The organism is Streptococcus porcinus, assembly GCF_900475415.1.
Taxonomy (GTDB): domain Bacteria; phylum Bacillota; class Bacilli; order Lactobacillales; family Streptococcaceae; genus Streptococcus; species Streptococcus porcinus.
The window spans coordinates 1963054-1976591 of record NZ_LS483388.1 but is presented as its reverse complement, the minus strand read 5'-3'; the positions used below and the strand labels follow the sequence as shown (position 1 = coordinate 1976591).

Below are 13538 nucleotides of genomic sequence, written 5' to 3'. Positions count from 1 at the left end.
GGACTTCAGAGAGTGAAAATACTCATATTTCCTCATGAATCTTTTATTATCTACTGTATACGATATTGACTATTCAGGATGAATTGACGGTTAGATATCTGCAATTTTCCTTGTGCTATTAACTTTTAGTCAATATGTTTGTCATGACGTTTTTTGTTGAGGAGACCTGCTGCTCCAATGATTGCTAATGCTGTCATAGTAAAGAAGGCTTCACAGCTATTTTCTTTATCTCCAGTTTGAGGAAGCTGGTTATCAGTTTGAGCGATAGGTGCTGGGGAAGTTTGATTAGTTGTTTTATCTGTGATCTGAAGAAGATGGCTAACTTCTTTATCATCTTCTAGCATAGATATTTGAGAATATTCATTATTATCTTCTTCACCGGTAGGAACCTGTGGGAGCTCTGCTTCGCTATTAGGAGCTTCATTATCGAAGTGAAGGTCAAGGTTAGGATATGTATCTTCTTCGATAACTGTCTCTTCAATAGTTCCAGACATACCCACTTGTGTGTCTTCTATACTATCTAAAAAGTCACTTTGGCTACCGACAACCAAATCATCACGTTCAGTGGCTAAATCTTCAGTAGTTGTTGTATGATTAGGCTGATCAGTTGTATCTAGTTTCGTATTATCTGTAATGACAATAGGAACACTGTGATTATCTAGACCTTCACTTGCTGGTGTTTCGACCTTAGTTCCAACTTTAATGACCTGATGACGAGGATTCTTCGTGATTTTTAGCAGAAGCTTGCTATCTATCAGTTTGTCACCAAGGTACGTATTTTGAAATTCTGATGTGATTGAACCATTTTCACCTTTTGTAACAAGGACTTGTTGTCCCTTTGGAAGTGTATTGTCAAGGAATTCTTGTGTCTTAAATTTCAAGATCTCATGTTTGGTTTCATTAACGATTTTCTTAACAAGCTTTTCTTTAGAATAGGTCAGAGTAACATCATCAAGTTTTTGCTTATTAACTTTTTTATCATTGATGTTATAAGAAATCGTATTCGAAATAACTTTCTCGCTATGTGCTTCTTTACTATTTGGTAAAGAGAGATCACGTTTTTTCCGAATATTACCTTTAAATTTTTCTTTATCAATTTTCAACTTATAAGTTAAGGTTAGTGGAGTTCCAGTTTCGAAAGCTTTTTGCAAGTCTTCTTGAGAGAGGGTCCAAGTAAGGCTTTCTTTTGTTGTACCTGATAACCAAGTATTTGATGAGGCTTTATGGCTAACTTGATGATTCTTCTTTTCTTTACTGTCAATATTATCTAAAGATGTTTTCCAAGAATTATTAATAAGAGAAGTGCTATTCTCAAACTCATCTTTTATGTCAAGAGAAGTTAATGTATCTTTGAACATTTTGTCATCAGAGACATCACTATCTTTGAGGAATTTTTTATTTTCAGACATTTGCTTTAAATAGAGGTCGAATTTATTATCATTTAATCTAGGTCCCAAGAAACTCAAAACATTATCGTTTGCTTTGCTTTGAGCTTTTGTCAAGGCAAATGAATAAAATACAATTCCTTCTTCTTGTGCTTTTCTTGCTTCTGCTTGTGCAGAAAGATTATGATTATAAAAGATGTGATTACGTCGATAAAAAATATTTTTAAGAGCTTTTTCGACACCTAATTTAGCTAGGTACTGTGTGGTGTTACCACCAAACCACATTTTATCTTTTAACTCTAGATTTACATTAGTTATAAATTTATCAATTATGTCTCCACCAGCAAGTTCTCTATGTGAATGTGTTAAATAATGATATCCCTCACCAACTTTTTTATCATAGTCAAATTCTGTTACAGATTCCTTAGGAGTTAATTCTTTAAGTAAAATATAATCCAAAGGATTGTCAATACCGACATAGTTTCCAAATATACTACCAATACCATTAGCAGTTTTTGCTAAGTTTAACTGAGATAGATACTTATCTTTTAATGAACTCAAACCAACTTTATCAAGAAATTTTAATATACTAGTAGCATCCTCAATTATATTACGTTTTTTCAAGGAAGCATCAATGTAAAACGGCCATGGTAATAAAGGGGAGGTATGAGAGATAGTTTTATCACTAATTCCTTGTTTAGCTACGGTTTCTTTGTTTTTAAAATCATAGCTAAAAGTTGCTTCTCCTTGAGAAAATAGAACAATATGTTGGCGTTTACCAGATTGTTTTTCTTTGTTAAATATTTCTCTGGCTTTATGAATAGCTCCTTGTAGATCAACCCCCCAGTCATAATCCTCTTTGGCTTTTTTCCAAACTTGGTCAAGGGTATTATCGACATTTTCTTTTGTTAGTTCTATCGGATCATTAACTTTACGGTAAAAATTAATTAGACGTATTGAGTTGCGAGCATTGTGGGGGTGGGTTTTATCGGTCAAAGTATTAACTAATTTTGTGATATTTTCTTTAGCAGTTTTAAAATCGTCCTCTTTCATTTTCTGAGAAGTATCCAAAAGAACAATGACTTCTGCACCCTTGTCAATTTCTTTTGGAGCAACTGTAAGCTTAACATCAAGAGTGCCATCTTGATTGTTAACTACTTCGCGATGAATATCAAAAATTTCACGATTTTTGCCGTCGCGGTTTTTGATAAGTTTATCAGTGCCCTGACCATCAGTAACTGTAAGAGATGATTTCTCATTATCTACGCTATAGTTATCAACCTCAATCGTTTCAGAAGTTACGTCTACTCTTTCCACATCGTTCGTAGCGCCTTGAGGTGACGCCATTTCCGATGATTCTGTATTTGAAGCTACAGTGTTGTTCGAGTTGGATTGAGTAGAGGTAAGAGCTTGAGGCTCGTCTAAATTTTCTTTTGCTTTTTCCGTAGTTTCTAAAGAAGATGAGGTCACGTTATTTTCTGTATTACTTACTTCTGTAGAATCGTTATTTGAAGAGTTGCTAGGCGTTTCACTAGTGTTGCTCGCAGTTAATTGAGCTGAGTCAGTAGTATTATTACTATTAACATTCTCTTGCGCTGCTACTGCTGTTGTCATGAACATAGTTCCTACTGAAACGAGTCCAATAGACAGTTTTCTTAGTTTATACTTACGATTTATCATTTTCATTTATTCTCCTATTTTTCATTTATTTCCAACTTAAGTAGTATACTCTAATTCTAATATTTTTTGAAAACCATTATTTTTGAAAATAAAGAATTTAGTAAATTTATTTTTAATTAACCAATTAAATAAATAGATAGAAAGATTATAATATGATGAAATCGCCAAATGCCTAAATAATAGAATTTAACCATACTTGTAATAAATATGTTTTTAATTTAAAAATAATTATTTTAATAAAAACAACATTTTAAAGCCTATAAAAAATCCAAAATATTACATAAAGTAAAATAATTGAACTTTTCATTAATTAAAAAATTATTATGTGTGTTAAAAATGATTTTTTGATAATAATATTATTAATTTTGGGAGAAATTAACTCGCCATGCATAGTATTATAGAAGAATGGGTATAACAATCTTATCTTGAAATGTATTGATTTTAACTATTTAGTCTTAACTAATAGTACTTTTTTAAATTTCTAAATAGTTCAGCTGGATTAGGGATATTACTAAGTGATAATATGCTCTCTTAAATCTTTATGGTGTCTGAAAACTGGGAATGGGTTAATTTAAAAGTAAAAATAAAGGAGACTGACTATGTACCTATTCTATGAATTTACATAACTGGTCTTGGATACCATGACTAGTATGCTGGAACCATGTTGTTGGATTCTTTTAGTTGATATGATTGTGATACATATTTTAAACAAAATGTATAGTGTGAACAAAGAGTGTTCAGTACTCTTTAAAGAGGTGTTTCTAGTTATTGTTTTGCGACAAAGTTTTTGATATGTAGACTTTTAAATCCGTCATTCTACTAGATTTACCAATTTCATGTACAAATAATCTTTTAAAAGAACGAGGAAGAGCTAGGGGTTAAATTTATCAGCGATTAAGGTAAAGCATCGTAGGATAAGGCTGTTAGGCAGCATTAATAAACTCATCAACAATGTTTTGTTCGAAGGCTATTTCCGAATCTAAGAAAGATATGCTAAGATAGAGGAAAAGAAGGATAGCTTCCCTAAAAGGAGAGGATAAATGAAAATCTTAGAAGATGTAAATGTGACTGACAATAAGAGATTGCTAATATTTTTAAATCTTTTTTCCCTCTTTTTATTTCTGAGCTTTCTATACTTCTTCCCCCTTATAGCAGATGCAATTAAACCTTTCCGAAGTGGTAGTATTGACTTTGACCTTGCGTCTTTTCTCTGGACGACTGGTTTAATGGTTTTCCTCCTAGTGCTACATGAAGGAATACATGGAATTTTCTTTAAGATTTTCCAGCCAGAAGGAAAAATAAAATTCGGTGTTAATCTTAAAAATATGGTGGTTTATTGCATTTCTCCAAATAGTTGTTATTCGCGAATGCAGATGATTTGGATTAGTATTGCTCCTTTTATTTTTATTACTTTTGGATTAACTCTTCTATATTACTTAGAAATATTATCGCCATTTTTATATGTTATACTTGCTGCGCTACATGCTGGAGGTTGTGCTGGGGATTTTTATTATTGTTACCTATTGGGAATCAAATATTTTAAACTACCTGTTATGGCAGAGGATACGAAAGCTGGACTCATCATTTATCATAAGTAAGGAAAGCACAAATGTGCTTTTTCTTTTATGTTATAATAGTCCATAAGAATGCGAGGACAAATGAATGACTAAAATTATTGAATTACCAGAAATTCTCGCCAATCAGATTGCAGCTGGGGAAGTTATTGAGCGTCCAGCAAGTGTCGTTAAAGAATTGGTAGAGAATGCCATTGATGCAAAAAGTAGTCAGATTACCATTGATATTGAAGAATCAGGCTTAAAATCGATAACAATAACTGATAATGGTGAGGGCATGTCAGAACAAGACTTACCTATGAGTATCCTTCGTCATGCAACCAGTAAGATAAGAAATCAAGGTGATCTTTTTCGTATTAGAACACTTGGTTTTAGAGGAGAGGCCTTGCCCTCAATTGCTTCTATTAGTGAAATGACCATTGCTTCAGCTACAGAAGAGTCTGAGCATGGCAGTCAACTTTTCGTGCGTGGTGGCAAGATTGAAGGGCAAGAAACCATCTCGATGCCTGTAGGAAGTCGGATAAGAGTTGAAAATCTTTTTTATAATACACCAGCGCGCCTAAAATATATGAAGAGCCTCCAGTCAGAATTGGCTCATATTGTCGATGTTATTAATCGTCTAAGTTTAGGACACCCTGAAATAGCCTTTACTCTCATATCTGATGGTCGAGAAATGACTAGAACCTCTGGAAGCGGTCAATTGAAACAAGCTATTGCAGGCATTTATGGTCTAAAAACCGCTAAAAAAATGATAGAAATAGCAAATGCAGACCTAGACTTTGACATAAGCGGTTATGTTAGTTTGCCAGAACTGACTCGAGCAAATCGAAATTATATTACCATTTTAATTAATGGTCGCTATATCAAAAACTTTTTGCTCAATCGCGCTATTTTAGATGGCTATGGTTCCAAATTAATGGTGGGGCGTTTCCCAGTTGTGGTTATTGACATTCAAATTGACCCCTATCTTGCCGATGTCAATGTCCATCCGACAAAACAAGAAGTCCGTATCTCTAAAGAAAGAGAATTAATGGCTTTGATTAGTACTGCTATTGCAGAAAGTTTAAAAGCCCAAGATTTAATTCCTGATGCCTTGGAAAACCTAGCAAAATCAAGCACTCGATCTTTGCCCAAAACAGAGCAAACACGTTTACCTTTACAGACTCGTAAACTTTACTATGATCCGCATGAAAATGATTTCTTTGTTGAAAAGAATGAAGTTAATGAAGTTCAGACTAAGTTGTATTCTGGCTCCACTGATCTTGACAATGCTGTCAAGTTAACGGAAGAGGAACCAATTGAATTATCATCACCTGCTGTTAAGTATGCTAGTCGCCCAGAGATAGAAGAGATAACCGGAGACCATTCTGATTTGACTTTTAAAAATAAGCACAAGTTGGAACAAGTTATGGAACGTTTGGAAAATGAGGAAGCGTCAATATTTCCGGAATTAGACTATTTTGGGCAAATGCACGGTACTTATCTCTTTGCTCAAGGAGTAGATGGGCTTTTCATTATTGATCAACATGCGGCTCAAGAACGGGTTAAGTATGAATATTACCGTGAGAAAATTGGGCAGGTTGATAGTAGTTTACAGCAACTGCTTGTACCCTATCTGTTTGAATTTTCTGGCTCTGATTTTTTGACTTTGCAAGAAAAGATGTCTCTTTTAAACGATGTGGGAATCTACCTAGAGCCATACGGGCAGAATACTTTTATTTTGAGGGAACACCCTATTTGGATGAAAGAAAGTGAGATCGAAGTTGGTATTTATGAGATGTGTGACATGTTACTTTTGACTCAGGAGGTCTCCATTAAGAATTATCGTGCTGAACTGGCTATTATGATGAGCTGTAAAAAATCTATCAAAGCTAATCATACTTTAGATGATTATTCTGCGAGACAGTTGTTATTACAATTGGCACAGTGTAAAAATCCTTATAACTGTCCACATGGGCGTCCAGTCTTGATCCACTTTAGTAAATCAGATATGGAAAAAATGTTCCGTCGTATTCAAGAAAATCATACTAGTTTGAGAGAGCTAGGAAAATATTAGGAAGTGATCTATGAAGGAATTTTTTAAATTATCTAAACAAATTCAAATTAGGCAGCTGGTTCGGTTTGTAACGATTACTCTTGGAAGTAGTATCTTTCCATTTATGGCTATGTACTACACTACTTATTTTGGAACACTGTGGACAGGATTTTTGATGATAGTGACTAGTTTTGCTGGTCTTTTAGGAAGTTTATATGGAGGCCATTTGTCTGATGCAATTGGACGCAAAAAGGTAGTCATTTATGGTTCTATTGGAACGACCATTGGTTGGCTATTAACGATTGTAGCAAACGTGCCCAACCATGTTATGCCAGACTTAATGTTCCTTGGTATCCTATTAGTGGAGCTTGCATCAAGTTTTTATGCTCCGGCGTATGAAGCTATGCTGATCGATTTAACCGATTTGAGTAATAGGAAATTTGTTTATACCATTAATTATTGGTTTATTAATATTGCTGTTATGCTTGGTGCAGGTTTGTCAGGATTATTCTATGATCATTATTTTCTTGATTTATTGATAGCTCTTTTTCTTGTTAATATTCTTTGTTTCCTAATTGCTTATTTCTATTTCGATGAAACCAAGCCAGAGGACCTTCCCTTTACCCATAATCGAGGTCTTGGTGGTACCTTCCAAAATTATAAAGAAGTCTTCACAGATAAGCCCTTTCTTATCTTTACTTTAGGATCGGTTCTCTTTTCAAGCATTTGGTTACAAATGGATAATTTTGTACCTGTTCATTTAAAGCTCGCCTTTCAAGAAACAAGAATTTTTGGGTTTCAGATTACAGGAGCTAAGATGCTGTCTATCATGGTTTTCACTAATACGATTTTGATTGCTACGCTGATGTCATTATCGAATAAATTGACTGAAAAGTGGCCTTTATTGCAACAGTTGATTTTAGGATCAGGCATTTTTACAGTTGGAATGTTTTTGGCGTTTTCGTTTAATCATTTCACGGGTATTCTCATTGCTGTTATTATCTTTACTATAGGCGAAATGATAAACGTTCCGGCGAATCAGGTTTTAAGGGCGGAAATGATGGATCAATCAAAAATTGGCTCCTACACGGGTTTTATCTCTATGACACAACCTTTGGGAGCAGTATTAGCAGGTCTAATAGTGTCGATCAGTCATTTTACTGGGCTCATAGGCGTTCAAGTAGCTTTTTTACTTATTGCGATAGTGGGCTTGTACCTCATTATTTTAGCTGCGAAACAGAAAGAAAAGGTTTAATATGTTTGACTATATTAAAGGAAAATTAAAAAAAATTACTGCTAAATATATTGTTGTAGAGGCAAATGGCTTGGGTTATATTATTTATGTGGCTAACCCTTATAGTTTTACAGATAGTGTCAATCAAAATGTAACTATTTATCTGCATCAAGTGATTAGAGAAGACGCTCATATTCTGTTTGGTTTTCATACGGATGATGAAAAGGATGTTTTTTTAAAGCTTATTTCTGTTTCGGGTATTGGTCCGATGACTGCTTTAGCTATTGTTGCTGTAGACGATAACCAAGGATTGGTTAGAGCCATTGATAATAGTGATATTAAGTACCTAATGAAGTTTCCTAAAATTGGTAAAAAAACAGCACAACAGATGATTCTTGATCTTGCTGGTAAGTTTGTGGATAGTTCAGAGCCTAGTCAGCAGCAGAGCCAAGCTAAACGAAATAGTAATCAACAGCTTGACGAAGCTATCGAGGCCCTCTTGGCGCTGGGCTATAAAGCAACAGAGTTGAAGAAGATTAGGGCTTTCTTTGAAGGTACAGATGAAACGGCTGAACAATATATCAAGTTAGCTTTGAAGATGTTAATGAAGGGATAGTTTATGGTTCAACGATGCCACTGGGTGCCTGTGGCTAACCCACTATATTGCGCTTACCATGACAAAGAGTGGGGGAGGCCGATTTATGATGATCAGAAATTATTTGAGTTGCTATGTTTAGAAAGTTATCAGTCTGGTCTATCTTGGTTGACGGTTTTAAGGAAACGCGCTGCTTTTAATCAGGTTTTTCACAACTATGATATTAAGAAAGTGGCTCTCTTCAGCTCCAAAGAGATAGCTGACGCTTTGCAGAATCCGTCCATTATCCGCCATAGGTTAAAGCTGGAAGCTACTGTCAACAACGCAAAAGCGGTTCAGAAAATTCAAGAAGACTATGGCTCTTTTTCTAATTTTTTGTGGGAATTTGTTAATCATCAACCCATTGACAACCTTGTCAACAAAGAAAATCCAGCTCCTGCTCAGACAAGTTTATCAACTAGTCTAGCAAAGACTTTGAAAAAATATGGTTTTAAATTTCTTGGGCCGACAACCGTCTATTCTTTTATGCAAGCTTCAGGAATGGTTAATGATCATGAGGAGAATTGTGCTTATAAGTGGAACCGTTATGATTGACGGTTTTTCTTTTAGAATAAAGAATCCTAATTTCAATAGAATGCTAGTAATTTTTTTGATAAAATGAAAGAAAAGATCGAATAGATAAGTAGGTGACTAAATGAAGGCGGAGATTGTTACAGTAGGTACAGAAATCTTAACTGGTCAAATTCTCAATACCAATGCTCAGTTTTTATCAGAAAAAATGGCAGAGATAGGAGTTGATGTTTTTTATCAAACAGCTGTTGGTGATAACAAAGCTCGATTACTAGAGGTCCTTTCCCTTGCTAGTAAACGTAGTGATCTTGTTATTTTGTGTGGTGGACTTGGGCCAACAGATGATGATTTAACGAAGCAAACTTTAGCAAGTTTCTTGGACCGTGATTTGATTTTTGACGAAGAAGCTAGAGATAAATTGGATAGTTTTTTTGCTTCTCGGCCGCAAAGTTTACGAACTGCTAATAACGAGAAACAGTCACAGTTGATTGAAGGTTCAATTCCTATTCAAAATATTACGGGGCTAGCGGTCGGAGGATTAGTAGAAAGTGACGGTGTTTCTTATGTTATCCTACCTGGACCACCTTCTGAGTTGATACCAATGGTAAATCAACAGTTGTTATCTATGCTAACTGTGACTCAGACTAAGCTTTATTCGCGCGTATTACGTTTTTTTGGTATTGGCGAAAGTCAATTAGTCACTGTTTTAGCTAAGGTCATCTCTGAGCAGACGGATCCAACAATTGCGCCATATGCAAAGGTAGGTGAAGTAACTCTCCGTCTATCAACCAAGGCTTCAGGAACGATAGAGGCTGATAAAAAGCTCGATGCGCTTGAGAAAGTTATTTTAGCCACACCATCGATGGAAGGTACGCCTTTAAGTCAGTTTTTTTATGGCTATGGAGAAGATAATAGTTTATCAAAGGAAGTCGTCCAGTTACTCAAGAAAAAAAAGAAAAAACTTACTGCAGCTGAGAGTTTAACAGCTGGACTTTTTCAGGCAACTTTGGCTAATTTTGCTGGGATATCAAAATTTTTCTCAGGTGGTTTTGTGACATACAGTATGTTAGAAAAGTCGAGGATGTTGAATATTCCCTTATCTGACTTACAAGCTAATGGAGTGGTTAGCCACTATACAGCCCAAGCAATGGCCGAGAAAGCACGGTTGTTAACTGAGTCGGATATAGGAATTAGTTTGACCGGTGTTGCAGGACCAGATTCCTTAGAGGGGCATCCGGCGGGGACTGTTTTTATTGGTATTTCGACAGAGGAGAAAACAGATTCTATCCAAATAATAATTGGTGGACGAAGTCGTTCTGATATTCGTTATATAGCAACACTACATGCTTTTAATTTGGTCCGAAAAACTTTATTAAAAAGTTGAAATTTGATACAATATATTAAGTGTGGAAATAATAGAAATAACCATTTGTGGAGTTGTTTTTAAGCTTTTCCCGTGAAGAGGAGAATGAATTGGCAAAAAAAGTGAAAAAAACAGAAGAAATTACCAAAAAATTTGGCGATGATCGTCGTAAAGCTTTAGATGATGCTTTAAAAAATATTGAGAAGGATTTCGGGAAAGGTGCAGTTATGCGTCTCGGAGAAAGAGCTGAGCAAAAGGTTCAAGTTATGAGCTCTGGAAGCCTTGCTCTGGACATTGCTTTAGGTGCGGGTGGCTATCCTAAGGGTCGTATTATCGAAATTTATGGGCCAGAATCATCAGGTAAAACAACTGTTGCTCTCCATGCAGTTGCTCAGGCTCAAAAAGAAGGTGGCATTGCCGCTTTTATTGATGCTGAACATGCCCTAGATCCTGCGTATGCTGCTTCTTTAGGTGTTAATATTGATGAGTTGTTGCTGTCGCAGCCAGACTCTGGTGAGCAAGGGCTTGAAATTGCAGGTAAATTAATCGACTCAGGTGCAGTTGATTTAGTAGTAGTGGACTCGGTTGCAGCATTAGTGCCACGTGCAGAAATTGATGGTGATATTGGGGATAGCCACGTTGGTTTGCAGGCTCGGATGATGAGTCAGGCCATGCGTAAGCTATCAGCTTCTATCAATAAAACTAAAACGATTGCTATTTTTATTAACCAGTTACGTGAAAAAGTTGGAGTTATGTTTGGTAATCCAGAAACAACGCCTGGAGGCCGTGCGCTGAAATTCTACTCCTCTGTTCGATTGGATGTTCGTGGAAATACACAAATTAAAGGTACTGGTGAACAAAAAGATAACAACATAGGGAAAGAAACTAAAATCAAAGTTGTAAAAAATAAAGTTGCTCCTCCATTTAAAGTAGCCGAAGTGGAAATTATGTATGGAGAAGGTATTTCACGCACAGGTGAGTTGATTAAAATTGCTTCAGATTTAGATGTTATTCAAAAAGCGGGTGCTTGGTTTTCTTATAATGGCGAAAAAATCGGACAAGGTTCTGAGAATGCTAAAAAATTCTTGGCAGATCACCCTGATATCTTTGAAGAAATTGATCATAAGGTACGTGTGAAAGTTGGCCTCTTAGAAGACGACATAGAGCAAGAAGACATTATCGAGACGACATCGAACCAAAGTGCTGATGAACTCGTCCTTGAGTTGGATGATGCTATTGAAATTGAAGATTAAGGAAAAGACCCTAGGGTCTTTTTTGCTTACTATTAGATAAAAATAGGTTACCAAGACCAAACAAGTGGGGGTAGTTAAAAAACGCTTACATTATGTTAGAAATGGGAAAAAGTTCACAAAAAATAGGGAAAGAAAGGCCAAAAATGACAAAAAAATAGGTCCGGAGACCTATGTTCAAGTTTTTAATCTATGTTACAATTATCATATCACGAGATAGAAAGTGAGAACAACATGATAAGAATTTATACGATTTCAAGTTGTACGAGCTGTAAAAAGGCCAAAACTTGGTTAAATGGCCACAAGCTCCCTTATAAAGAACAGAATTTAGGAAAAGAACCTTTAACAAAAGAAGAAATTTTGGAAATTCTTTCAAAAACAGAAAATGGGGTTGAGAGCATTGTCTCATCTAAAAACCGTTATGCAAAGGCTCTAAACTGTGATATTGAAGAATTAAGTGTTAGTGAAGTTATTGATTTGATTCAGGACAATCCTCGTATTCTTAAAAGCCCTATTTTGATCGATGATAAACGCCTTCAAGTTGGCTATAAAGAAGATGATATTAGAGCTTTCTTACCACGCTCTATTCGTAATATTGAAAATACGGAAGCACGTTTACGTGCGGCCTTGTAAAAAGCTCTGTTTAGGAGCTTTTTTTATGTTCTAATAACTAGATTTCTTGTTAATTATCAAAAAATAAGCTATAATATATCATAGCACTTAGTTTAGAAAGAAGGTGTAAGTATGGGATTTACAGATGAAACAGTCCGCTTTAAATTAGACGATGGGGATAAAAAGGAAATTAGTGAAACACTTACTGCTGTTTACCATTCTTTAGAGGAAAAAGGTTATAATCCAATTAATCAAATCGTTGGTTACGTATTAAGTGGAGACCCTGCTTATGTTCCGAGATATAATGATGCCAGAAATCAAATCCGTAAGTATGAACGTGATGAAATTGTAGAAGAGCTTGTGCGCTATTATTTACAAGGAAATGGGATTGACGTTAAATGAGAATAATGGGTTTGGATGTTGGTTCAAAAACCGTAGGTGTTGCCATTAGTGACCCACTTGGTTTTACTGCCCAAGGTCTTGAAATTATAAAGATTGATGAAGACAACCAAGCTTTTGGCTTTGATCGGTTAAGTGAATTGGTAGCGCAGTATGACGTCTCACAATTTGTTGTTGGCTTACCAAAGAATATGAATAATACTAGTGGTCCCCGGGTGGAAGCTAGTCAAGCCTATGGTCAAAAAATACAAGAACTATTCAAGATTCCAGTTGTTTACCAAGATGAGCGACTGACAACTGTTGAAGCTGAACGAATGCTAATTGAACAGGCAGATATTAGTCGGGGCAAGCGAAAAAAAGTTATTGACAAACTTGCTGCACAACTTATTTTGCAAAATTATTTAGATAGAACCTATTAAGGAGAAAGAAATGGCACACAATCACGATCATGACCATGAACATGAAGTTATTACACTTGTTGATGAACAAGGAAATGAATCATTGTTCGAAATTTTATTAACCATTGATGGAAAAGAAGAATTTGGAAAGAATTATGTTCTACTAGTACCTGCTGGTTCTGAAGAAGATGAGTCTGGGGAGATTGAAATTCAAGCTTACTCATTTACTGAAAACGAAGATGGAACTGAAGGTGATTTACAACCTATCCCTGAAGATTCTGACGCTGAATGGGACATGATTGAAGAAGTCTTTAACAGCTTTTTAGATGAAGAATGATACTAGACCCTTTGGGTCTTTTATTTTTCCTAAAATAAACTTGGTAGCTATGGTTTTAGAACTTCAAATTGACTAAATGTTATAATCTGATATACTTGTTGTATGA

Annotated in this window: 12 protein-coding genes; 11 read left to right on the top strand and 1 reads right to left on the bottom strand. The window is 35.4% G+C overall.

Going from position 1 to position 13538, the window contains the following annotated elements; translation table 11 throughout:
- Window positions 1-125: 125 nt before the first annotated feature.
- Window positions 126-3071 carry a serum opacification factor gene (locus tag DQM45_RS09810; RefSeq protein WP_003085507.1) on the bottom strand — a complete coding sequence of 982 codons (2946 nt, stop codon included), beginning with the start codon at window positions 3069-3071 and terminating at the stop codon, window positions 126-128.
- A gap of 1034 nt (window positions 3072-4105) precedes the next feature.
- Between DQM45_RS09810 and DQM45_RS09805 the strand changes: the two genes are divergently transcribed.
- The 11 genes from DQM45_RS09805 (at window position 4106) to DQM45_RS09755 (ending at window position 13432) form a co-directional block, all read left to right on the top strand.
- Window positions 4106-4663, top strand: coding sequence for a DUF3267 domain-containing protein (locus tag DQM45_RS09805; RefSeq protein ID WP_003085303.1), 558 nt, complete (start codon window positions 4106-4108; stop codon window positions 4661-4663).
- A gap of 64 nt (window positions 4664-4727) precedes the next feature.
- Window positions 4728-6695, top strand: coding sequence for a DNA mismatch repair endonuclease MutL (mutL, locus tag DQM45_RS09800; RefSeq protein ID WP_003083965.1), 1968 nt, complete (start codon window positions 4728-4730; stop codon window positions 6693-6695).
- Window positions 6696-6705: 10 nt separating this feature from the next.
- Complete coding sequence (locus DQM45_RS09795) at window positions 6706-7929, top strand: MDR family MFS transporter (protein ID WP_003082865.1); 1224 nt, start codon at window positions 6706-6708, stop codon at window positions 7927-7929.
- A gap of 1 nt (window position 7930) precedes the next feature.
- Complete coding sequence (ruvA, locus tag DQM45_RS09790) at window positions 7931-8524, top strand: Holliday junction branch migration protein RuvA (protein WP_003084468.1); 594 nt, start codon at window positions 7931-7933, stop codon at window positions 8522-8524.
- Between the two features lie 3 nt (window positions 8525-8527).
- Entirely contained in the window at window positions 8528-9097 is a 570-nt protein-coding gene (locus tag DQM45_RS09785; RefSeq protein WP_003083576.1) for a DNA-3-methyladenine glycosylase I, read from the top strand.
- 100 nt (window positions 9098-9197) lie between these two features.
- Window positions 9198-10457 (top strand): competence/damage-inducible protein A, encoded by a 1260-nt coding sequence (locus tag DQM45_RS09780; protein WP_003083068.1) that lies wholly within the window; start codon window positions 9198-9200, stop codon window positions 10455-10457.
- Window positions 10458-10546: 89 nt separating this feature from the next.
- Window positions 10547-11689 (top strand): recombinase RecA, encoded by a 1143-nt coding sequence (gene recA / locus DQM45_RS09775; protein WP_003085104.1) that lies wholly within the window; start codon window positions 10547-10549, stop codon window positions 11687-11689.
- A gap of 231 nt (window positions 11690-11920) precedes the next feature.
- A complete protein-coding gene (gene spx, locus DQM45_RS09770) occupies window positions 11921-12319 on the top strand; it encodes a transcriptional regulator Spx (protein ID WP_093959030.1) in 399 nt (132 codons plus the stop codon).
- A gap of 111 nt (window positions 12320-12430) precedes the next feature.
- On the top strand, window positions 12431-12700 hold the full coding sequence (locus DQM45_RS09765; RefSeq protein WP_003083367.1) for an IreB family regulatory phosphoprotein: 270 nt from the start codon (window positions 12431-12433) through the stop codon (window positions 12698-12700).
- Window positions 12697-13116 (top strand): Holliday junction resolvase RuvX, encoded by a 420-nt coding sequence (ruvX, locus tag DQM45_RS09760; protein ID WP_003084867.1) that lies wholly within the window; start codon window positions 12697-12699, stop codon window positions 13114-13116. The genes DQM45_RS09765 and ruvX overlap by 4 nt, the downstream gene beginning before the upstream one ends.
- A gap of 10 nt (window positions 13117-13126) precedes the next feature.
- Window positions 13127-13432 (top strand): DUF1292 domain-containing protein, encoded by a 306-nt coding sequence (locus DQM45_RS09755; RefSeq protein WP_003084435.1) that lies wholly within the window; start codon window positions 13127-13129, stop codon window positions 13430-13432.
- Window positions 13433-13538 lie beyond the last annotated feature (106 nt).

Bases quoted from the DNA above. Each gene is read 5' to 3' on its own strand.
- DQM45_RS09780 (WP_003083068.1), top strand. From the start codon at position 9,198: ATGAAGGCGGAGATTGTTACAGTAGGTACAGAAATCTTAACTGGTCAA.
- DQM45_RS09765 (WP_003083367.1), top strand. From the start codon at position 12,431: ATGGGATTTACAGATGAAACAGTCCGCTTTAAATTAGACGATGGGGAT.
- ruvA (WP_003084468.1), top strand. From the start codon at position 7,931: ATGTTTGACTATATTAAAGGAAAATTAAAAAAAATTACTGCTAAATAT.
- DQM45_RS09805 (WP_003085303.1), top strand. From the start codon at position 4,106: ATGAAAATCTTAGAAGATGTAAATGTGACTGACAATAAGAGATTGCTA.
- mutL (WP_003083965.1), top strand. From the start codon at position 4,728: ATGACTAAAATTATTGAATTACCAGAAATTCTCGCCAATCAGATTGCA.
- DQM45_RS09795 (WP_003082865.1), top strand. From the start codon at position 6,706: ATGAAGGAATTTTTTAAATTATCTAAACAAATTCAAATTAGGCAGCTG.
- spx (WP_093959030.1), top strand. From the start codon at position 11,921: ATGATAAGAATTTATACGATTTCAAGTTGTACGAGCTGTAAAAAGGCC.
- DQM45_RS09810 (WP_003085507.1), bottom strand. From the start codon at position 3,071: ATGAAAATGATAAATCGTAAGTATAAACTAAGAAAACTGTCTATTGGA.
- DQM45_RS09755 (WP_003084435.1), top strand. From the start codon at position 13,127: ATGGCACACAATCACGATCATGACCATGAACATGAAGTTATTACACTT.
- DQM45_RS09785 (WP_003083576.1), top strand. From the start codon at position 8,528: ATGGTTCAACGATGCCACTGGGTGCCTGTGGCTAACCCACTATATTGC.
- ruvX (WP_003084867.1), top strand. From the start codon at position 12,697: ATGAGAATAATGGGTTTGGATGTTGGTTCAAAAACCGTAGGTGTTGCC.